The sequence below is a fragment of the Streptomyces sp. NPDC046862 genome (assembly GCF_040704615.1).
In the GTDB taxonomy this organism is placed as follows: Bacteria; Actinomycetota; Actinomycetes; order Streptomycetales; family Streptomycetaceae; genus Streptomyces.
In genome coordinates this window covers 79,525-99,375 of the sequence record NZ_JBEYXP010000006.1, presented here as the reverse complement: position 1 = coordinate 99,375, position 19,851 = coordinate 79,525, and the positions used below count along the sequence as shown (strand labels likewise).

Sequence of the window (19,851 nt, the reverse complement as noted above, 5' to 3'; positions counted from 1 at the left end):
CAGGCGCTCGGCGAGCGCCTCTCGCCGCCGCGGGCCGAGAACCCGATGTCCCTTGTCGACGTGCCGTCCGGCAGGCCTCAGAGCAGGGAGTGATCTCTGAAGGGGTGCCCATGACCGCACCATCACCTACCCCGTCATCATCAAGTCAGCGAGTAAGGAAACTCAGTGAGCAAGTCGGCAGAGCGCGGCAACGCGACCAAGCAGTCGGACATCGACGCCCAGGCCGCGGCAATCGAGCCCGCCGCGGCCGCGGAGACGCCCGAGGCCGTGGATGACGGCGACGCCGCCGGGGCCGAGCAGGTCGAGGGCGCCACCGAGAACATGCCGGCCATCCCGGACGAGATCCGCGAGGCGGCCCGGCTGGCCCCCGACCACTGGCTCGGCATGGTGGACCCGACCTGGAAGGGCGAGGGGGCGCCCCCCGCGTGGGCCGTGGTCGGTCAGTGGCGGTCCGGTCTGGACGGCGAGATCGTGGAGTGGCAGGACAACAAGGAGTACCGTCCGTCCCCCAAGGCGCTCGGCTGGCCCGATCCCGCTGATGACGTGGACGCGGCGGTGCAACTGGCCGCGACCGGGTACGGGCCGGGCGAGGCCGTGACCGAGGCGCTGGCGGAGCTGCCGGAGGCGGCGGTGTTCGTCACCCCCGGCGGCGACCCGCTGCCCGCCACCGCCCCGGACGGCGAGACCCCCGTCGTGCCGTTGTTCACCTCGCCGGTCTATCTGCACACCTCGGGCCGCCTGGCGTTCGAGCTGATGCCCGTCTCCGACGTGCTGGACCGGTTGCCCGAAGGTCACCTTCTCTACCTCAACCCGTCGGCGCCCGTGAGCATGACCGTGGAGACCGACGCGTTGCGCGAGGCGCTCGCCGCGGACACCGCCACCGCGACAGGTGGGGACGAGACAGGTGGGGACGAGGCCGTCCAGGACGTCCCCGCGCGCCCCGCGACCGAGGGCGGCCCGGCCGACACCCGGCGCCGTTCCTCCGGACGAAGGGGAGCGGTTGAGGACGTGTCCTCGGAGACGGCGCAAGCCCTTCTGTGACCCGCCGCGAGGCCACGCCGCCCTCCGCGCAGGGTGACGGGCCCCGGCGCGCCGCGGCTTCCCGGGGCCTCTGACGCGCTGGAGCGCCTGGTCGACGACTGCATCCGCGCAGGCCTGGAGTCCGCCGGTTCCCGGGCCGAGAAGGCCCCGCACATCTTGAACGACCCCAGGCGACAACCCGACCCGAGTGACATGACGCAGCATCGCAGCACACCTATGGAGTACGCACCCATGCCGAGTTCATCCGAAATACCGGGCGACGGGCCCGCACAGACCGCCGACGAGCACACGGAGGGCCGGCCCGGCGGCGGGAGCTCAGGCACACCCGGAGCCCAGGGTGGTCCCGGCGCGGTGCTGAAGGGCCAGGACGGCTTCCGGCAGCCGCCAGAGGACTTCATAAAGGCGGCCCGAGTGGCTCCCAACCACTGGCTGTCGGTCGTCGACCGGCACTGGAACGGCGACGAGGGCGAGGCTCCCCCCTCCTGGGCCATGCTCGGGCGGTGGCGCAGCGACGAACAGGGGGAGATCGTCGAGTGGGAGGAGAACACCGAGTACCGTCCCTCCCCGGACGCGCTCGGCTGGGGCCGGCCGGTCAGCCCCGCGGACGCCGCCGTGCAACTGGTCGCCACCGGCTATGGATCGGAGGAACTGTTCGCCCTGGTCCTCGCGGACGCCGAAGTGGCCGTAGTCGTCGATGAGGGCGGGGAACCGGCGGTGACCGAGGCGTCCGACGGCACGTCCGCGGTGCCGGTCTTCTCCGCGTCACCGGAGCTGGAGGAGGACAAACTGCCCCCGCACGAGGTCATGTCGGTGCCCGATCTCCTGGAACGGATGCCCGAGGGGAAGGAAGTGCTGTTCCTCAGCTCCTCCGCGCCGGTGGCGCACCTTGTCGAGGTGAGTGCGCTGCGGCAGAGCAAGGCCGATCTGGAGTGGTACGAGACACAGGCCGCGGACGAGTGGCCCGTGCCCGGCACGTTCAGTGACTGGCCCGAGCCCGAAACCGCCGGGCACCGGCCGGGCCTCATCACCGACCTGCCCGATATCGCGACGGCCGAGGGCGGGACGGCCCCGGGAACCGAGGAAGGGGCCTGATGCCACGACGGCGGCCCCGGCGGGAAGCCGCCGGGGCCGCGCGGTGAGGGCTCACGGGCTCGCTGGTGACGGTGTCACTTGCGGGTGAAGAACCACGCGTGGTTGTTGCGGTTCTCCGGCGTGCAGGGCGAGATGATCAGGTGCCTGTTGTCGTCGTTCTTTACGTAGGTGTCCAGGCACTGGCTGTCGCTGGCGAAGTTGCGGATCCAGTACGTGCCGTCCGCCCGCTCGTCCAGCCACCACAGCCGGTTGTCCGCGGTCGTGCCGTCGCACGGGAACTCCTGCACCTTCGTGCCGCTCGAACTGCCTCCGTAGCCGCCGGGATCCAGGCACTTGGAGTCCTTGACGTTGCGGATCTGGAAGAGGGGCGTCCCGCCGGGGCCCTGCAAGTCGTCGTCGGTGCTGCTGTTGCACTGTGCCTGGGCGATCGGGCGGTCATGGGTCCGGGGATGCCGTCTGGCTCGCCCGATTTCGGACGAGCCAGACGGCATGGACGAGGGCGTTAGCGGGCGTCACCGGTCCCGATGGGGATGCTGGACGCCGAGGCATCGGTGCGGGCGGCATTCAGCCCGGTGTCACCCAGACCCTCCGGGCCCACAAGCCGCACGCCCGCAAGGCCATGCATGCCGCACGTACTGGAACCGGGGTTCCTCAGATTGACGACGATCTCGTTCTTCGTCCCCGTGGCAGTGGTCACAGCTGACCGGTGCGCGCAATCAATCGGTCGGCGAAGTCCAGGGTCTGGTCGAGGGTGGAGAACGCGGCGAAGGCGTCCACGAACGCCTCGTCCACACCGGACTCGGCATGGCGTGTGAGCTTGGCGGCGAGCGAGTCAACGGATGTGTTCGGTTCGAGGTTGATTCGCATGGCTGTCTTCAGCGTGTCGGGATCGCGGCCCGCGTCTTCGGCCGCGCGGCGCGCTATCGACCACCAAGCATCCATCACGTCGTCCGGCAGCCCTTCGAACGCGAGCCAGCCGACGCCACTGCGGCCGACCCGGCGCATCGCGGCGGCGCTGGCACCACCGATCCAGATGGGCGGCCCGCCGGCCTGGACCGGGCGCAGATCGGCGTGGGTCGGCGGCAGAGTGAAGAAGGGGCTTTCCCAGGCCACCGGATTGGTCGTCCACCACGCCTGCAGGAATGCCAGCATGTCGTCGAGAATCTTGCCGCGCTGATGCCAATCCGCGCTGCGGGCGATATCGTGCTCGTCCTTCATCCACCCCAGCCCCACGCCGACTTCGAGGCGACCTTCACTGAGCACATCGAGCGTGGTGAGAAGCCGGGCGAGGTGTGGTGGCTCGTAGTAGAACGTGTTGAGCGTGCTGGCGTTCAGCCGCACCCGCCTGGTCGCTGTCGCGGCCACGGTCCAGAGCAACAGAGGATCGAGGGAGCGGGTCATCTCCGGGGGGAACGGCTGCTGCTCGCCGGGGTAAGGCGTGTGCGGTGCGACCGGCGCGACCAGCCGATCGGCCACCCACAGCGAGTCATAACCGAGGTCTTCGATCCCACGGCAGAAGGCGCTCAGGCCGTGAGCGCTGCCGACGGCGGGTCCTAAGACGGGGATTCCGAAACCAAGCTTCAAAGCGGTCCTCCGAGAATAAGAATGAGCGGTCGCTCTCTATAAGGGCTGTCCCGTAATGATCTTTGAGGGGCAATGCCAGAGGGCGGTATGTAAAGTTTTGCCCGTTTCGTGCTTGCGGCTGGAGCTGTCGGGCTGGTGGTGGCCTCTCCGGGCGGCTACGGCCGTGGCTGGGTGAACAACCCCTGCTCGGGCTCGATCGCTGCGATGCCGACTCAAGCTGCGATGTCGGCTTCGGGTTGGAGTGCGGGGCCGAGCAGCAGGCCCCCGTCCAGGACGAATTCCGAGCCCGTGGCGAAGGATGTGTCCTGGGAGGTGATGAAGAGTAACAGGCGGGTGATGTCGGAGGGTTCGGCGAGGCGGGGGATGGTGAAGGGGTCGGGCGAGTAGAGGTCGGCGATGGCCGGCTGGCCTGCGATGGTGGGTTCGTTGGTCAGCGGTGTGGAGACGACGCCGGGGTGTATGGGGCGTAGAAGGCCGTGCCGACGTGGGCCATGGTCGAGGCGATGTTGACGATGGTTCCGCCACCGCCCCTGCGCATCGACGGAGCCGCGGCCCTGATGCCGAGGAACTGGCCGGTGACGTTGACGCTGAAGGTGTGCTCCCAGGTGCGGAGTTCGGTGTGCTCGGTAGGGGCCGCCGGGTTCTGGACTCCCGCGTTGTTCACCAGGATGGTGACCGGCCCGAAGTGGCCACACACCCTGCACGAAGGCCGTGGGAATGAGTCTGTTGCTCTCTGCTGTCCGGCAGGAACCGTTCGCGGAACTGTCACGCGTCCGGGGCGACGCGAGGCCCGCCTCGACGCGTTCCGCCGGCTCAACCGCTACAACACCCGACACCGTCACTCCCGCCTCGGACAACGCAGCCCGATCGCCTACGAGACGGCGTCCGAAACAACATCAACTACGCTGACACCAGCCGCATAACCCGTGTCCAGGAATCGGGGTCAAGGTCCCGCACGGGCTCACTCCCCGCTCTGGGCCTCGCGCCGCTCCGCGGCCCGCTGGGACTCCTCGACGACCCGGCGCAGCGCCGCCACATGCCCTTCGAGGGCGTTCCGTCCGGCCTGGGTGAGGTTGAGCCAGGTGCGGGGGCGCTTGCCCACGTACCCCTTCTTCACCTCGACGTAGCCGCGGGCTTCGAGCGTGCCGACCTGCTTGGAGAGGGCGGAGGGAGACAGGCCCACCGTCTCGCGCACCCAGCCGAACTCGGCCCAGTCCACGCCCGTCAGCAGCGACACGATGGACAGCCGCGTCGGGTCGAGCAGGGCGGAGTCGAAGTCAGCGGGATCCACGACTGCTACCGTCCAGACCGCCGCTGTGTCCACGTCCGATACCGCGCACGGTGACGGAGCCCAGAGCTTCCTGGAGGCGGGGGCCGAAGACGATCAGGGTGCCGCCTACCAGCACCCCCAGGGCCGTCCCCGCGTACGGGAACACGTCGTCCACCAGGCTCGAGGCGATGAGGGCGATCACCATCGCGGCGATGAGCACCAGCCGGGCGCCCACTTCGAAACGCATGGAGAGTTCGCGGGTGGGCACGCGGGTGGGCCGGCCCAGCAGGGCGGCGCCGCGGCGGGTCCGCAGCATCACCATGTACACCGCGACCAGCGCGAAGACCATCCAGGAGAACCAGGGGCGGACGTCGTCGCCGAAGAAGTCCGGCGCCGACAGCTGGGCGCAGATGAGGACGGCGAACACGACACTGACCCAGCGGGATTCCTGCTGCGACGTGCGGGCGGCTTGTTCGCGGCGCCGCTCGACGTCACGGAGCGCGCGGGCGGCCTCGGCGGCCGGGGTCACGGGGTCGGACATGGGGTACCTCCAGGAGCTTGGGGTGTGCTTCAACAGAACCAGTTTCCTGTAAGGAAAGTAGTTGCTCGAACGGGAGCGGTCAACCGGCAGGACAGTTGTGCAATCGCGCCCCGACGACGGCCTGGTCAAGCCCGGCACCGTGCTCTTCACCAGGGCCTGTGTGATGTCGTGATCAATCGGCCGCTCGCAATAGATCTTCGAGCCGGATCATCGAGGCACGGAGTTCGAGGCCGGCGAGGTAGCTCTCGTCCCAGCGGGCCCCGTTGAGCAGGCGCTGAAGGCCGTCGGGGGTGCGGTGTCCGGCAAACTCGGCCAGTTGCCAGCCATTCTTGCGGCCGACCGGGCCGAGCAGGCCATGGACGTAGGCGCGCATCCGGGCGCACGGAGATGGCGGACCAGCCGCCCGGCTCGGTGCCGCCCAAGCGTTGATGTCCGGCTGCCGTCGCGACAAGTTTCCGCACTGGGTCGGGCAGGGCAAGCACTGCGATACCCGTGAGCTGTGCTGCGCGGGGACGGCACCGCTGTCACATAGGACGACAGGTGCAGGGCGGCTTCCTGCCGTGGGGCCGGCGTGTATGACGGCGCGGTGACGTACTGGCGTGCCGTGTGAACGCTACTCGGAGACGTTCCTGGCTGCCGCAACGGCCCGGTTCGACACGCGTCCTGGCGAACCGGGCCGTTGCGGCCCTCCGCCAGGAGTGCTGGTGGGGTGTCAGGGTGCGCCAAGGTATGTGGTGGCCTGGATGTCGTGCAGGTGGATGAGGATGTCGTGGGCCTTGCCGAGTGCGGCCGTGTATTCCACGGGGTCGGGCCATCCGGCGCCGATGTTCCAGGTGACACGCTCCTTGTCCAGCCATGTGCGCGCCGGTTCGGGGGCCGTGCGCATGTCGAGGATGTAGTCGTCCCGGCGGGCCTTGTCCAGGGTCTGTTCGTTGGAGCCCGGCTTCGCGGCGTCCACGTGGTAGCTGCGCATCACGTCGTCGTCGGTGCCGAACGCGTTGAAGGAACCCTTGTAGAACGAGAAGCCGATGCTGGCGTAGCGGCTGCCCAGCGCGTCGCGGAGAAAGGAGCCCTGGGTCTTGGGGTACCGCGAGTCGAACGAGTCGTAGGACACGTGGGTGTTGTGGCCCGACAGCAGAATCTTGTTCCCGGTGTACTGGCGCCACCACTCCACGTTCTCGGCCATCACCTGGTCGCGGAGCTTCATCATCTGGGCGATCTGGTCCTCGTCGGTGATGTCGAAGGCAAAGCCCCTGGCCATCTGGTGGATGGCCAGGGCGTGCTGTGTCATCCACAGATGGTCCTGCTTGTCGCCGGGGCCGGGGCCGGGGCCGGGGCGCTGTGCGCGCAGGAGGTCGTAGACCTTCCGGGTCCGCTCCGCCCGCTCCTGGCGCTCGGCGAGCGGCAGCTTGGGGTACTCCTCGGCGAAGGTGCCGGCGTCGGTGGTCGGGGCCAGACCGCGGTACAACTCGGTTACCTGCTCCAGCAGTTGCGGGTACTTCTGGGATACGTGGTCGATGACCCGTGCGTACAGTTCCGGGCCGGCGTAGCCCATGTCGTTGCCCATGAAACGGACCGGGTCGCCGGGGTGGTGGAGGTTGTAGGTGCGCATCCACGTGATGAGGTCGATGTAGTCCTGGTTGTTCCAGATCCGGTAGGAACCCTGGAACTCCTCCCGGGCGATGTCCTTGAGGTTGCCCTTGCCCTGCACCACGTACTCGTCGATCCGCACACCGCTGCTCCAGGGGAGTTCCAGGCTGAAGGTCCGAAAGCCCTTCTCCTCGACCAGATAGCGGAAGACCCGGTGCTTCATGCGGAAGAAGTCCCGCGAACCGTGGGTGGCCTCGCCCAGTCCCACCACCTCGGCGCCCTTGAGCATGCGGCCCAGCGCGTCGAGGTCCCGCAGACTGCCCGTGGGGTTCGTGCTCCGCAGAGGGTGGGAGCTGCGGTCGATGCCGGCCACCACGCTCTCGCCGGGCTGCCAGGAGGCGGATGCCTTCGAGGCCGGAGTCGGCGAACCGTGTGCCATGGCGCCCATGGCAGGCGTGGCGACCGTCAGAGCGCTGAGCGAGAGGAGGACCGAGGGGATGATTAATGCCTTGCGTCGCGTCATGCCCATAGATTTCCGTGCGCACAGGGTCGGTCACCAACCCATGTGCTGCCCATCCCGCGGTGCAGCAGGCGCTACCCCGGGACTCGGGCTATCACCCGTACGCCGTGGCCTTGCAGCCTGGTCGAGCCGGTCGTGGACGACGAGCGGATACAGGGGACGACGAAAGGCCGGGCCCGGCAGTGTGCCGGGCCCGGCCTCGGGTCACGGTGCCGACAGCACACCGGACCCGTTGCGGGCGGGAATGGCCGTGACGGCTCCCAAGCGGGTGCCGTCACAGCCTGATCAGCCGTTCTCACATGGGTGGTTCTCGCGCGTCAGCCGGTCCTCACCCACACAGCTCGTCGTCGATCAGGTCGTTCTGGGTCTGCTGGCTGGAGGAGTCCGAGGAGCCGTCGCCGGACGCGTTCAGGACCACGCCACGGCGGCCGTCAGCGGTGAATCCGTTGCGGGTCGTGTAGCCGGCGATGTCGCCGCCGTGACCGTAGTAGGAACCGCCGCAGGACAGCGGGACCTCCATCAGGCCAAGGCCGTAGCGTATGCCGGCCCACGCGGGATCCAACTCCGAGGCCCGTACCGTCGTCTTCATCGCCGCCAGTTGCGCGGGGCGCAGCAGCTTGCCGCCCAGGAGCGCCTGGTAGAAGCGGCTCAGATCGGCTGTGGTACTGATCATGGCGCCCGCCGCACCCCCGGCGGACGGGTTGAGCGGGGTGACGTCGATCTCCGGCCCGGTCTCGTCGAAGGCGGAGTAGCCGCGCAGATGGCGGCCGGGGATCCGCGGGTCCGTCGTCGGGGCGAGGGTGTCGTGCAGGCCCAGCGGGCGGACGATCCGCGCGGTGACCTCCTGGGTCCAGTCGCGCCCGGTGATCTTCTTGATGATCATTCCGGCGAGGATGTAGTTGGTGTTGGAGTAGCTCCAGCTCGTACCGGGCTGGAAATTCGGGGCGTGCCGCATGCCGATGGCGGCCAGCTGCTCGGCGGTCCAGGCGGTGTAGCGGTCGGCCAGGTAGCCGGACTTGCTGGTGAGCACGGGGAAGTCCGCCGCGTAGTCGAACAGCCCGCTGGTGTGCTGGAGCAGCTGCCTGACGGTGATCTTGCTGCCGTCGTTGCCGTTGCCGGAGACCACTGCGGGCAGCCAGTGCTCCACGGTGTCGTCCAGCGAAAGGCGTCCCTCGCCGACGAGTTGCAGCACCACCGTGGCGACGAACGTCTTGGCGGTACTGGCGATCCGGAACCGGTCGCCGGGGCGTGCACGGTCCCCCGTGGCCTTGTCGGCCACCCCGCCGGCGGCGTTCCGGGTACCGTGTGGTCCGCTCGACCGGACCACCACCCCGACGGTACCCGTCTTCATGACGGCGTCCACGCGTTCTTCAGCGCCGTGCTGTCTGACGCGTGGTGCGTCGCGCCGCGCACCGGAACGGCCGCGGTCGCGCCCGCGGCGGGAACGGCCAGGGCGATACCGGCCAGCGCGGTCGCCAGTGTCGCGGTCACCACACGGGAGACAGGTCTGGTCTTCATCAGTCACGGACTCCTTGCGTTCGTTCAGGCCACTGCCCTGACATGACCACCACGCTAGGAACTGCGGCCCTGCGCCACGATCAAGCAGGCGGGCCGACCGATGGGGGTGTACTCACCCCGGAACGGGTAGCGTCTGCTGTACTGACCGGGCTCCGGCCTCACATGCCACGAGTGCGGTTCGCCCCAGGCCGGCCGCCGCCATCAGAGCGCGGTCCCCAGCGACGCTCTAATCCTGGCCTCAGGTTGGTCGGGGACAATGAGCGGCAAAAACATCGACTGGAAGGGGGCGGGCCGGCGTGCGGATCATGATCGCGGATGACGAGGCGGCCATCCGTGAGTCGCTGGAGCGGGTGCTCCAGGTCGAGGGGTACGACACCAGCACCGTCGCCAACGGTTTCGCCGTGCTCGACGGGGTCGGTGGGGCCGGCGGTGACACGCTGGATCTGCTGATCCTCGACGTGATGATGCCCCGCCTCGGCGGGTTGGAGACCTGCAGGCGGTTACGGGCCGCGGGTCGGGATCTGCCGGTGCTGATGCTGACCGCCCGTGACCAGGTCTCCGACCGGGTCACGGGGCTGGACGCGGGCGCCGACGACTACCTGCCCAAGCCGTTCGCCACCGAGGAGTTACTGGCCCGGGTGCGGGCCCTGCTACGCCGGCGCACGCCGACCGACGAGGAGTCACAGATCCTGTCGTTCGCCGACGTCCGGCTCGATCCCGACAGGTTCGAGGCGTGGCGGGGCGAGCGGCCGCTGCGCCTGACCCGGACCGAGTTCTCCCTCCTGCAGGTCCTCATGTGCAGCGCGACCCGGGTCTTGACCCGCGACGCGCTGTTCGAGGCGATCTGGGGCTTCGACATGAGCGCCACCGCCAACAACCTCCAGGTGTACGTGAGTTACCTGCGCCGCAAGATGGAGGCCGAGGGTGAGCCGCGATTGATCTACACGCTGCGCGGCCTGGGTTACGTGCTGCGGGAGACTCCTCCGTGAGCAGGCCCGCCGGCCGGGAACCGCGCCGTCTGACCCGATGGTGGCGTCGGCGGTCCCTGCGGACCAGGCTGACGGTGATCGCGGCGACGGCCATCGCGGTCAGCGTGTTCGTGGCCTTCCAGGTGGCCAGCGAACTCCTGGACGGGGAGCTGCGGGACACCGCCGAGAACCAGCTGCGCGCCGACTCCCGCGTCCTGGCGACGAACGCGGAGCGCGCCGGTCTGGCGCAGGTCCAGCTACCGCCGTATCCCGGATCCGGTCGGCTGGTGCGGGTCATCCTGCCCGACGGCTCGACCCGGACGCCGGCCGGCCAACCCGCGCTGCCCCCGGTCAGCGAGCACGCCGAGCGCGTGGCGCGGGGCGCGTCGGCCGACCTGATGGAGTCGAACGACAGCGACGAGGAGGGCTACCTCATCTACACGCTGCGCGCGGGCGACGGCGCGGTTCAGGTGGCCCAGGCCGCCGACGACAGCCCGATCAATCGGTTCGGGTTCGGCATGCTGCTGATCGGGCTGCTCTGCGTGGTCGGCGGCGCTCTTGTCGGGCGGACCGTGGCGCGGACCGGACTGGCACCGGTCGACCGGCTGACCGCCGCCGCGGTACGTGTCGCGCACACCCGGGATCTCGACGCCGACATCCCGGATGAGGGCGGTGGGGAGATCCGGCGGCTGATCCGGTCGATCAACGACATGCTCGCCGCGCTCCGGGACTCCCGGCGGGCCCAGCGACTGCTCGCCGAGGACGCCGCCCACGAGCTCAAGACCCCGCTCACCAGCCTGCGCCTCAACGTCGAGCTGCTGATCCGGCTCGATCGGCGCGGCACCCTGGACAGCGCACTGCCGGCGGAGAGCCGGACCCGGCTGCTCAACGATCTCGGCGCCCAGGTGGCCGAGTTGGGCACCCTTGCCGCGGAGCTGACCGACCTGGCGCGCGGTGACATCAGCGACGAGAGCACCGAGGTGCTCGACCTCGCCGATGTGGTGGGGGCCGCCGCGACCCGGGCGCGTTCCCGCGTGCCCGACATCGAGGTCGCGCTCGACGTGACCTCTGTGTGGGTGAGCGGGCGTCCCGCCGCGCTCGAGCGGGCGGTGCTCAACCTCATCGACAACGCCGGCAAGTGGTCCCCCGCGGACCAGCCGGTCCAGGTCCGGCTCCGTTCCGAGGGCGCGTCGGCGGTGCTCGAGGTCGACGACGCCGGGCCGGGCATCGATGCCGCCGACGTACCGCGGGTGTTCGACCGGTTCTACCGTGCCGACAGCGCCCGGGCGTTGCCGGGATCCGGTCTGGGGCTGTCGATCGTGCAGCGGGTCGCCGACGCCCACGGCGGCCGGGCCACCGTCGCCCGCTCCGCACGCGGTGGCGCGCTGCTTCGGGTCGACCTTCCGACCGCGGCCCCGCCCGCCCCGATCGCGCGGCTCACCGCCGGGGAGGACACCGCGGCGCGCTGACCCGGCCCCGGCGGCGCGGCGCAGGACAAGGGACGGCGGCCCTCGGGCCTGGCCCCGCGCGGCTCACCGTCGGGGCAGGACACCGCGATGCGCCGACCCCAGCCCCGGCGTATGGCGCAGGACCAAAGGGCGGCGGCCGTCGGGCCCATGAAAAAAATCCGGGACGGGCCTGGGGCCCGTCCCGGATCTCGTCCGTGCCGCCGCGCTCACCGTTGCAGCGCGGGCTCCTTGTCGTCGGCGAGCGGCTGCTGACCGTCCGGCAGCTCCGCCGCCGGCCGGGACAGCCGGCTCGGCCACCACATCCGCCGGCCGATCAGCAAGGTGAGGGCGGGCACCAGGACCGACCGCACCAGCAGGGCGTCGAGCAGCACGCCGAAGGCCACCAGGAACCCGACCTCGATCAGCATCACCAGCGGAAGTGTGGCGAGGACCGCGAACGTGGCCGCCAGGACCAGGCCTGCCGAGGTGATGACGCCACCGGTGGCCGAGAGGGCTTTGAGCATGCCCTCTCTGGTGCCGAGACGCACGGTCTCCTCCCGGGCCCGGCTGGCCAGGAAGATGTTGTAGTCGACGCCGAGCGCCACCAGGAACAGGAATGCCAGCAGCGGCACCGAATAGTCGACACCCTTGAACCCGAGGATCGTGTCGAAGACGAACACGCTGCCGCCGAAGGCTGCGGCGAATGAGACGATCACGGTGGTCATCAGGACCAGCGGGGCCAGGATCGCGCGCAGCAGCAGCCCGAGGACGATCAGGACGACCACGAGCACCAGCGGGATCACCAGCTTCTCGTCGCGCTTGGTGGTCACCTCGGTGTCCAGGTTCTCCGCACTCGGCCCGCCGACGATCGCCTCCGCCCCGCTCACCGCGTGCACGGCGGTGCGCACCCGCTTGATCGTGTCGTACTCCGCGACGGTGTCCGGCGCGTCCTTCGGGAACACGGAGATGTTGGCCCAGCCACCGCTGGTCTGCTCCGGGACGGCCAGGGCCACACCGCGAGTGTCCTTGACGACGTCGAGCACCCGCTCCTGGTGCGCCGGCCGCGTGAAGATCGTCATCGGCTGGCCGCCGAGCTCCGGGAAGTGCTGGCGGAGAACGTTGAAGCCGGTGACCGACTCAGGCGCGGACAGGAACTGGTCCTGCTCCCGCAGGGCGCCGGTGTTGCCCGCCAGCCCGAGGGCGAGCACGCCGAGGACTCCGAGCGAGCCGAGCGTCGCCACCCACCGGCGGCGGCTGATGGCGGTGCCGAGCCGTCCCCACAGCCCCGGCTTCTCCTCCACGGCCGTGCTGAACCGCGGGATGGCCGGCCAGAAGATCCGCCGGCCGAGCACCACGAGCACCGCCGGGAACAGCGTCAGCATGGCCACCAGCGCGCACAGGATGCCGGCCGCACCGATCGGGCCCAACCCGCTGGTGCTGTTCAGGTCCGCGACGAGCAGGCAGAGCAGGCCGGCGACCACGGTGGCCGCGGACGCGACGATGGCCGGCGCCGCGCCGCGTAACGCGTGGACCATCGCGACCCGGACGTTCTCATGGTGGTGCAGTGCCTCCCGATATCGAGCGATGAGCAACAGCGCGTAGTCCGTGCCGACGCCGAACACCAGGATCGTCAGCAGCGCCGAGTTCTGGTCGTTGACCACGATGCCGAAGCCCTTGACGAGCAGGTAGACGGTCCCCATCGAGGTCAGTGCGGCCGCGCCGACGGCCACCAGCGGGATGATCCACAACACCGGGCTGCGGTAGGTGAGGATGAGCAGGAGCGTGACGACGACGATGGTGGTGAGGAGGACCTGTACGTCGATGCCGTCGAAGACGGCATCCATGTCGCCGTCGATCGCGCCCGGGCCGGTCACGTCGAGTTCCAGGCCGGAGGGGCGGTCCTTCGTGGCGTCACGCAACGGGCCGACGATGTCCTCCGGTGCGCCGTAGGCCGTGCTCACCTCGAGGGTGAACATCATCGCCTTGCGGTCGGTGGAGGGGCTCGTCGGTGAGCCCTCGTCGTCCTCGCCGGCCGCCGCCGTCGCCTTCGGCGGGTAACGCTTGGCAAGGGTGTTGTAGTGGCGCTCGACCGTCGCGCGGTCGGCGTCGGTCATGCCGCCGGCGCGGTGGTACACGAAGACGAACGTGTTGTTGTCACCCTCGGGGAGACTGTCGTCCAGCACCGCCACCTTGGTGGACTCGGCACTGGCCGGCAGGGTGTCTACGGCGCTGTCGGTGGTGACCGAGCTCAACTTTCCGCTCAGCGGCACCATGCCCGCCGCCAGCACCAGCCACAAGCCAATCACTAACCACGGCACCCACCGGCCTGCCAACCGACCGGCCGGCGCTTCCCCGGACGGCGCTGCGTTGACTGCCATCACTAGCCTCCTACATACGGGTTGCATCGCTTCTCTGGACGCCTACTTCGTACCGAGCGAACCTTGGACGACTGTTAAAGCGGTGCTCAGGCCGGTTGGCCGAACCATGTGCCCGGCGCACGCACCAGCGTGGTGGCGTCGAGGTCCTGCCCGGTGGGCAAGGCCGGGGCGACACAGCCGTCGGGCCGGATGAGCAACGCGTCGACGTCCACCAGGTCCGTGCGGGCGGTGACGGTGTTGACCCGTCCGGTCCACGCGGCCGCGGCGTCGCGGACCTCCGCGCGGTCGACGAGGTCGAGCAGGAGCTCACGCCCCTCACGCAGCAGGTCCGCCGACCGGGTCATCGCGGTGGCGACGGCCGGGTCCGGCCGCTCCAGCGTCAACTTCATGTCCGGGCACAGGGTGCCGACGAGCCGGTGGTCGTCGCCCACGCCCCAGGCCAGGGCCGCGGCCCCAGCTATCGCCAGCCCTGTTCTTCGTCGCATGCGGCGACTCCAAGGCGCCGCCGCATCGGCAGCGAAGGTACGAGCCGCCCTACAGAGGACGCATTCTGTTTACCCTCCATACCGGTAACTCAGGGCTTTGGTTTGGGGTTCGCTTGACGCGTTTTGGTTCAGTGGCGCCAATGCCGGTGAGGGCCGGAACACGTGGGCGGTCTGCAACGCGGTGGGCGGCGCATTTGAGGGCCAGTTGTCGGCCGTGGCACTGGCCCTTCCGCGCGGGGCGGCGCCTGTTATCGGCGGGTGACCAGTTCTGCTTGGGGCGGTTGAAGCCCGCCAGCGGCGGGCGGAGGCGCTCCGCGATGCGTTCGACGACCGATGCGACGGCCAGTGTGGCGGCCTTGCGCAGAGCCGAGCCGTGCTGCCCGGCCCGCCGGCCCTGGATCATGCCGGGCCACGATTCGTACGGGCCGCGGGAGATCTCGACGGCGTCGATCTCTCCTCGTCCCGCAGCCGTACGGCGACTCGGACGAGTTCCTCGGTCGTCGCTCCCTTGCCGAAGGGGAGGTCGTCGGTGCCGTTCATCTTTACGAGGACCGGGTAGTCGTCGCCCAGCCGCGAGCGCAATCCCCGCAGTATCTCGACCAGCAGCCGGGCGCGGTTGTCGAGGGTGCCGCCATAGGCGTCGGTACGACGGTCGGTGTGCGGGGTGAGGAACTGGCTGAGCAGGAAGCCGTGGGCGGCGTGGATCTGCACCCCGTCGAACCCGCCCCGCGGGTCCGCTCCCCGCTGCCACGAACAACTCGACCACCCCGCTAGCTCGTCCATGCTCAGCGGGGACGACTTCGTCCCGAACAGGCGCTCCCGCACGTCCGAAGCCGAGACGCGGTCGGCGCCCGGCGCCGGCAGGGCGACCTGCCGGCCTCCGTGATTGAGCTGAGCCACGATCTTGACGCCCTACCCGGTGGCCCAGGCCGGCCCACTCCCGCAGGCCGGGGATGTTGTCGTCCGCGTCGACGCCGTCCCGCGGACTTGCCCTGTCGGGCATGGGTAGGCGGCCGCGCCACCGGCGGCTCGGTACAGGTCAGCCCGACCAGTGGCCCGAGGTGAAGGTCACCGCGAGCACCACCATGAGCGGGGCCACCGCGCCGACGTATGCCTCCTTCACCCACCCCCGCCGCAGGCTCCAGTGAGCCAGACCGGTCCACAGGGGCCACCAGAGCAGGGTGGCGCGGGGGATGGACAGGTACCAGTACGACGTCCCCAGGGCCCACAGGTTGAGCGCGATGTAGAGGGCCTCCGGCCAGCGGCGACGGTACAACAGGAGGGCCAGGAGCAGGATCCCGACCGCCATGGCAGCCAGTTCCAGCTGGAACTCCCAGGCGTAGCCGGTCTTCTGGATATGGTCGAAGGCGTTCCGCCAGGTGTTGCGGAACGCTTCGGCGGGGGTGTGGAAGGTGCGGTGCCAGCCACGTTCCTGGGCATGCTTCCAGGCCATCCAGTCGCCGGTGTGCGCGCGCAGGTAGACGGTATAGGCGGCGGCAGGCACCGCGGGTAGCGCGCACCACGGCAGGGCGCGCAGACGGCGGTGTCCTCGGTGGTCGTCGCGGGCCAGCAGGAATTCGACGATGATCGCGGCGGCCAGGAACAGGCCGCTGATCCGCGTGGTGGTGGCCGCGGCGGTGAGGAGTCCGGCGAGGGGCCAGTTGCGGTTCTTCGCGGCGAGCCAGGCCGGCAGAGCGAACGCCAGGAACAGGGATTCGGTGTAGCCCGCGGCGAGGAAGACCGCAGCGGGCGAGAGGAGGAGGAAGGCGGTGGCCCGTCGGCCGGCCAGGGCACTGTCCGGCCGGCCGAGTCCGGCGATCCTGGCCATGGCCACGACCGCCACCGCGCCGCTCGCCAGGGAGATCAACAGGCCGGCCACGGTCCAGTCGGGGATGACGGTGTGGACGGCGCGCAGCGTGAGTGGAAAGCCGGGGAAGAACGCCGCCCGCGTGTCGGACTCGGGCTCGACTCCGGGGAAGGAGCCGAAGTAGCCGTACTGGGCTATGTGTTGGTAGTGCGCCCAGTCCCACTGCTCCCAGCGGGACAACCAGGATGCGGGCTCCTTGGCGTCAGAGGGCGACAGCCATGCGGTGCAGTAGGCGACGAGCCACAGGCCAAGGCGCGTGAAGAGATAGAGCCGCAGTACGCGGACATCCGCAGGGGTCAGCCGGCCGAGCAGTCGTCGGCGTGGCGGGGCACCAGGGGTCTTCTTCCCCGGGGGTCTTGCGACGTTCCGTTCGGGACGTACGACGTTCCGTCCCGCAGTGGGCAGGGTCGCGGTCATGGCCATCCAATCCTGGGTCCGCTGGTTACGGGACGCCGAGTTCGAAGAGGGCGTAGCCCGCGTACGAGCCCGAGGCCAGGGCCGCGATGCCGAGCAGCGTGAACTGGTGGGCGAGGCTGAGGCGGCGCAGGGCGAGAGCGAGCGGGATGAAGAGCGGGAAGAGGGGGAGCAGATAGCGCGAGACGTTGCTGAAGATCTGCTGGCTGCCCAGGACGAGCACGACGGTGAGGACGGTGTGGACCACCAGGACGGCCGGGGGCCGCAGCCGGATCAGCAGCGGGAGCAGCGCGAGGGTCAGCAGGACGACACCGGTGCCGATCATGTCCGCGAAGCGCCAGGCGAAGAGGTAGTCGAAGTGGCCCACCGGGACGGAGGTGAGGATGTCGAGGGTCTGCCGGCCGTAGTCCCACTCGTGGGCCCAGGCGCCGGACTGGAGCTTGAAGTAGCCGCCGTAGTCGCCCATCCGGTGGCCCACCCAGCCGAGGTAGGCGATGAGGCCGAGTGGGGCGACGGCCATCGCGGTCACCGGACGCAGGACGCCGTCCTGTCGCCGGTGGAGCGCGAGCAGGGCCGCTACGGCGACGGCGGCGATCAGCGCCGCGGCGGTGGGCCGGTTGAGCCCGGCGGCACAGGCGAGCAGACCGGCGGTCAGCCAGCGACGGCTCATGACGGCATGGCAGGTCCAGACGGCCAGGGCCACGTAGAGGGAGTCGGAGTAGACCGCCCACTCCACGCCGGAACCGGGCCACACGGCCCACAGTCCGGCCGCGGCGAGCCCGGCCCGCCGGCTGCTGAGGCGTTCGGTGACGGCGTACACGCCCAGGGCGGCGACGAAGGAGGCTACGACGGAGACCAGCAGGCCGGCGCCGTACAGGCCGAGGCCGGTGGCCTCCGAGACCAGCCGCATCAGCGCCGGGTAGAGCGGGAAGAACGCCGCCGAGTTCCCTTCGAGCGTGATCGGGCCACTGGCTCCGGGCAGCGGGACCAGCTCGGGGCGGTACCCGTGCGCGGCGACCTGCTGATACCACCAGCCGTCCCAAGAGGCCAGTACGTCCCACGGGCGGTCGCCTCCGCCAAAGCGCGGGTTCTTCGACCGGTAGTCCCCTGCGGAGTGCAGCAGGTACATGAAGGCGCCGAAGCCTATGAGCTTCAGTGCGCCGTACAGGGCCAGCACTGGACCGACACGTTCGGCGGTGCGCGCCAACCGCCGCCGCCGGTCGGGGTCTTCGGCGACGGGCTGTTCCGGCAGTTTCGGCAGTCTCGCGTTCCAGGCGCTCGCGCCGGTGACGGTTGTGTTCATGCGCGGAACACCCACGCCCGGAAGAGCAGGAATCGCAGCAGGGTCGCGACCAGGTTGGCGCCGAGCAGTACGGCGAGTTCGGTGCCGTGCGTGGCCGCGGGCACCGCGTGGTGCAGGACGGCTAGCGATCCGCTGGTGAGGGCCAGTCCGATCAGGAAGACCACCAGACCTCTGCCCTGGTGGCGCAGTACACCGCCGCGGCCGCGCAGCCCGAAGGTGAGGCGCCTGTTCGCGGCCGTGTTGGCGACGGCGCACACCAGCAGCGCGAGCGCGTTGGCCACCTGTGATCCCGCCGCCGGGCGCAACGCCGCGTACAGCAGCAGGTGTCCGAGGGTGCTCACCGCTCCTACGGCGGCGAATCGCACGAGTTGGGTGACCAGCCCGCCCGGCGGTTCCGCACCATCACGGCGGTGCAGCGGGGCCGGCGGCAGGGTGCCGCGTGCCAGCGCCCCGCCGATCCGGGCGATGCCGCGCAGGTCGGCCAGCGCCGTGGCGAGGAGGTCGACCCGGCTGTCGGGGTCGTCGACCCAGTCGACGGGCACCTCGTGGATGCGTAGTCCGGCGCGCTCGGCGATGACCAGCAGTTCGGTGTCGAAGAACCATCCGGTGTCCCGCACCAGGGGCAGCAGCCGCTCGGCCACATCACTCCGTACCGCCTTGAAGCCGCACTGCGCGTCGGAGAAGCCGACGGCGAGAGTGGAGCGCAGGAGGGCGTTGTAGCAGCGGGAGGTGATCTCCCGTCTGGGTCCGCGCACCACCCGGGAGGCCGGGGCCAGGCGGGTGCCGATGGCGATGTCGGAGTGCCCGGAGATCAGCGGGGCGACGAGCGGTAAGAGTGCCGTCAGTTCCGTGGACAGGTCGACGTCCAGGTACGCGAGCACCGGGGCCGGCGACAGCGACCAGGCGGCACGCAGCGCCCGGCCTCGGCCCTTCTCGGGCAGTCGCAGCCACTCGGTTTCGGGCAGTTCGGCGGCCAGCCGGGCGGCGATCTGCGGGGTGCGGTCCGTGCTGGCGTTGTCGACGACGGTGATCCGGAACGGATAGGGGAAGGTCCCCCGCAGGTGCGCGTGGAGCCGCCGTACGCTCGGCTCCAGATCCGTCTCCTCGTTGAACACCGGGACTACCACGTCCACGACGGGGTCCGGGTGATGCGTCGGCACCGGTGCGCGGCGCGGCAGGCGGTTGAGAGCCTCAGGCTCGAGCGAGCCGTTTTTTCTCATGATTTGTCCTTGTCTGTGCTCTGGCGCAGGGCATGCCGATGGCACTCGGGGCCGGCGGTGCGCTCGGGAGTTCGGGAGTTACGGGCCTACCGGGGCCGTTATCCGGATCCGGGCGAAGTGAAGAGTGACGACGCGTCGGACATCGGCTCGCCCTGCTCGGTCGCCGCCTCCGAATGCGGTGGCGAGGTCGTGGGCGGTGGTGTGAAGGCCGTGCTCCCTCTCGCGGTCTCGGAGGCCGTGGCCGCACCCGTGGTGGCCGACGGCGCGGAGGCATTGCCGGACGTCCGGTCGTCATGGGAGGGCAGGGAAGTGGAGGTGTCCGAGGAGGAGGGCGCGCTCGGCGTCGTGGTCGGGGCAGAGGGCGACGGGCTCGTCGCGGGCTGCGGGCCGGAGTCGGTGGGCTCGACCCGGGTCGGGCCGTCCGGCAGCAGAAACAGGCCGAGGGTCAGGCCGGCGACGGCCAGGACGGAGCCGACGGCCCTCTGCACGACCCGGGTGCGGCGACGGGCACGTACCCCTTCCCGGAGACGTTCCTGATGCCTCGGCTCGAAGGACGCGGGCTCGTGCGTTGTGCGCATCATCTGCGCCAGCTGCCGCTCAAAGTGATCCATG

20 protein-coding genes are annotated in these 19,851 nt (G+C 70.1%); 4 read left to right on the top strand and 16 right to left on the bottom strand.

Features of this window, described 5'->3' with window-relative positions; translation table 11 throughout:
* The first annotated feature begins 321 nt into the window (after positions 1–321).
* Complete coding sequence (locus AB0959_RS08640) at positions 322–1,041, top strand: type VII secretion system-associated protein (protein ID WP_366825720.1); 720 nt, start codon at positions 322–324, stop codon at positions 1,039–1,041.
* A gap of 231 nt (positions 1,042–1,272) precedes the next feature.
* A complete protein-coding gene (locus AB0959_RS08635) occupies positions 1,273–2,133 on the top strand; it encodes a type VII secretion system-associated protein (RefSeq protein ID WP_366825580.1) in 861 nt (286 codons plus the stop codon).
* Between the two features lie 74 nt (positions 2,134–2,207).
* Here the strand turns inward: AB0959_RS08635 and AB0959_RS08630 are convergent, their stop codons facing one another.
* From AB0959_RS08630 to AB0959_RS08590, 9 genes are all read right to left on the bottom strand, one after another.
* Entirely contained in the window at positions 2,208–2,522 is a 315-nt protein-coding gene (locus tag AB0959_RS08630) for an RICIN domain-containing protein (protein ID WP_366825579.1), read from the bottom strand.
* Between the two features lie 304 nt (positions 2,523–2,826).
* A complete protein-coding gene (locus AB0959_RS08625) occupies positions 2,827–3,717 on the bottom strand; it encodes a TIGR03619 family F420-dependent LLM class oxidoreductase (RefSeq protein ID WP_366825578.1) in 891 nt (296 codons plus the stop codon).
* A 430-nt stretch (positions 3,718–4,147) separates the two neighbouring features.
* Positions 4,148–4,381, bottom strand: a complete 234-nt coding sequence (locus AB0959_RS08620; protein WP_366825577.1) for an SDR family oxidoreductase — start codon at positions 4,379–4,381, stop codon at positions 4,148–4,150.
* A 297-nt stretch (positions 4,382–4,678) separates the two neighbouring features.
* Positions 4,679–5,008 carry a transcriptional regulator gene (locus tag AB0959_RS08615; protein WP_366825576.1) on the bottom strand — a complete coding sequence of 110 codons (330 nt, stop codon included), beginning with the start codon at positions 5,006–5,008 and terminating at the stop codon, positions 4,679–4,681.
* Positions 4,995–5,528, bottom strand: a complete 534-nt coding sequence (locus AB0959_RS08610; protein ID WP_366825575.1) for a hypothetical protein — start codon at positions 5,526–5,528, stop codon at positions 4,995–4,997. The genes AB0959_RS08615 and AB0959_RS08610 overlap by 14 nt, the downstream gene beginning before the upstream one ends.
* Before the next feature lie 172 nt (positions 5,529–5,700).
* Positions 5,701–5,901, bottom strand: a complete 201-nt coding sequence (locus AB0959_RS08605) for a hypothetical protein (RefSeq protein WP_366825730.1) — start codon at positions 5,899–5,901, stop codon at positions 5,701–5,703.
* Positions 5,902–6,240: 339 nt separating this feature from the next.
* Positions 6,241–7,641 (bottom strand): erythromycin esterase family protein, encoded by a 1,401-nt coding sequence (locus AB0959_RS08600; protein WP_366825574.1) that lies wholly within the window; start codon positions 7,639–7,641, stop codon positions 6,241–6,243.
* Between the two features lie 325 nt (positions 7,642–7,966).
* Positions 7,967–8,989 (bottom strand): serine hydrolase domain-containing protein, encoded by a 1,023-nt coding sequence (locus tag AB0959_RS08595; protein ID WP_366825573.1) that lies wholly within the window; start codon positions 8,987–8,989, stop codon positions 7,967–7,969.
* A complete protein-coding gene (locus AB0959_RS08590) occupies positions 8,986–9,156 on the bottom strand; it encodes a hypothetical protein (protein WP_366825572.1) in 171 nt (56 codons plus the stop codon). The genes AB0959_RS08595 and AB0959_RS08590 overlap by 4 nt, the downstream gene beginning before the upstream one ends.
* A 296-nt stretch (positions 9,157–9,452) precedes the next feature.
* Between AB0959_RS08590 and AB0959_RS08585 the strand changes: the two genes are divergently transcribed.
* The gene (locus tag AB0959_RS08585) at positions 9,453–10,145 is read left to right on the top strand and encodes a response regulator transcription factor (protein WP_366825571.1); all 693 of its coding nucleotides are present in this window, start codon (positions 9,453–9,455) and stop codon (positions 10,143–10,145) included.
* Complete coding sequence (locus tag AB0959_RS08580; protein ID WP_366825570.1) at positions 10,142–11,593, top strand: HAMP domain-containing sensor histidine kinase; 1,452 nt, start codon at positions 10,142–10,144, stop codon at positions 11,591–11,593. The genes AB0959_RS08585 and AB0959_RS08580 overlap by 4 nt, the downstream gene beginning before the upstream one ends.
* A gap of 206 nt (positions 11,594–11,799) precedes the next feature.
* On the opposite strand, the gene AB0959_RS08575 is transcribed toward AB0959_RS08580, so the two are convergent.
* The 7 genes from AB0959_RS08575 to AB0959_RS08545 form a co-directional block, all read right to left on the bottom strand.
* Positions 11,800–13,950 carry an MMPL family transporter gene (locus tag AB0959_RS08575; RefSeq protein ID WP_366825569.1) on the bottom strand — a complete coding sequence of 717 codons (2,151 nt, stop codon included), beginning with the start codon at positions 13,948–13,950 and terminating at the stop codon, positions 11,800–11,802.
* An 86-nt stretch (positions 13,951–14,036) separates the two neighbouring features.
* Entirely contained in the window at positions 14,037–14,435 is a 399-nt protein-coding gene (locus tag AB0959_RS08570) for a hypothetical protein (protein ID WP_366825568.1), read from the bottom strand.
* A 399-nt stretch (positions 14,436–14,834) separates the two neighbouring features.
* A complete protein-coding gene (locus AB0959_RS08565) occupies positions 14,835–15,335 on the bottom strand; it encodes a hypothetical protein (RefSeq protein ID WP_366825567.1) in 501 nt (166 codons plus the stop codon).
* A 139-nt stretch (positions 15,336–15,474) separates the two neighbouring features.
* A complete protein-coding gene (locus AB0959_RS08560; RefSeq protein ID WP_366825566.1) occupies positions 15,475–16,719 on the bottom strand; it encodes a hypothetical protein in 1,245 nt (414 codons plus the stop codon).
* Positions 16,720–16,744: 25 nt separating this feature from the next.
* Entirely contained in the window at positions 16,745–18,019 is a 1,275-nt protein-coding gene (locus tag AB0959_RS08555; protein ID WP_366825565.1) for a glycosyltransferase family 39 protein, read from the bottom strand.
* Positions 18,016–19,239 carry a bifunctional glycosyltransferase family 2/GtrA family protein gene (locus AB0959_RS08550; RefSeq protein ID WP_366825564.1) on the bottom strand — a complete coding sequence of 408 codons (1,224 nt, stop codon included), beginning with the start codon at positions 19,237–19,239 and terminating at the stop codon, positions 18,016–18,018. The genes AB0959_RS08555 and AB0959_RS08550 overlap by 4 nt, the downstream gene beginning before the upstream one ends.
* A 98-nt stretch (positions 19,240–19,337) precedes the next feature.
* Positions 19,338–19,850: a hypothetical protein gene (locus AB0959_RS08545; RefSeq protein WP_366825563.1), complete on the bottom strand. Its 513-nt coding sequence runs from the start codon at positions 19,848–19,850 to the stop codon at positions 19,338–19,340.
* Between the last annotated feature and the right edge of the window lies 1 nt (position 19,851).

Bases quoted from the DNA above. Each gene is read 5' to 3' on its own strand.
- AB0959_RS08640 (WP_366825720.1), top strand. From the start codon at position 322: ATGCCGGCCATCCCGGACGAGATCCGCGAGGCGGCCCGGCTGGCCCCC.
- AB0959_RS08635 (WP_366825580.1), top strand. From the start codon at position 1,273: ATGCCGAGTTCATCCGAAATACCGGGCGACGGGCCCGCACAGACCGCC.
- AB0959_RS08610 (WP_366825575.1), bottom strand. From the start codon at position 5,528: ATGTCCGACCCCGTGACCCCGGCCGCCGAGGCCGCCCGCGCGCTCCGT.
- AB0959_RS08605 (WP_366825730.1), bottom strand. From the start codon at position 5,901: ATGCGCGCCTACGTCCATGGCCTGCTCGGCCCGGTCGGCCGCAAGAAT.
- AB0959_RS08600 (WP_366825574.1), bottom strand. From the start codon at position 7,641: ATGACGCGACGCAAGGCATTAATCATCCCCTCGGTCCTCCTCTCGCTC.
- AB0959_RS08595 (WP_366825573.1), bottom strand. From the start codon at position 8,989: ATGAAGACGGGTACCGTCGGGGTGGTGGTCCGGTCGAGCGGACCACAC.
- AB0959_RS08590 (WP_366825572.1), bottom strand. From the start codon at position 9,156: ATGAAGACCAGACCTGTCTCCCGTGTGGTGACCGCGACACTGGCGACC.
- AB0959_RS08575 (WP_366825569.1), bottom strand. From the start codon at position 13,950: ATGGCAGTCAACGCAGCGCCGTCCGGGGAAGCGCCGGCCGGTCGGTTG.
- AB0959_RS08570 (WP_366825568.1), bottom strand. From the start codon at position 14,435: ATGCGACGAAGAACAGGGCTGGCGATAGCTGGGGCCGCGGCCCTGGCC.
- AB0959_RS08560 (WP_366825566.1), bottom strand. From the start codon at position 16,719: ATGACCGCGACCCTGCCCACTGCGGGACGGAACGTCGTACGTCCCGAA.
- AB0959_RS08555 (WP_366825565.1), bottom strand. From the start codon at position 18,019: ATGAACACAACCGTCACCGGCGCGAGCGCCTGGAACGCGAGACTGCCG.
- AB0959_RS08550 (WP_366825564.1), bottom strand. From the start codon at position 19,239: ATGAGAAAAAACGGCTCGCTCGAGCCTGAGGCTCTCAACCGCCTGCCG.
- AB0959_RS08545 (WP_366825563.1), bottom strand. From the start codon at position 19,850: ATGGATCACTTTGAGCGGCAGCTGGCGCAGATGATGCGCACAACGCAC.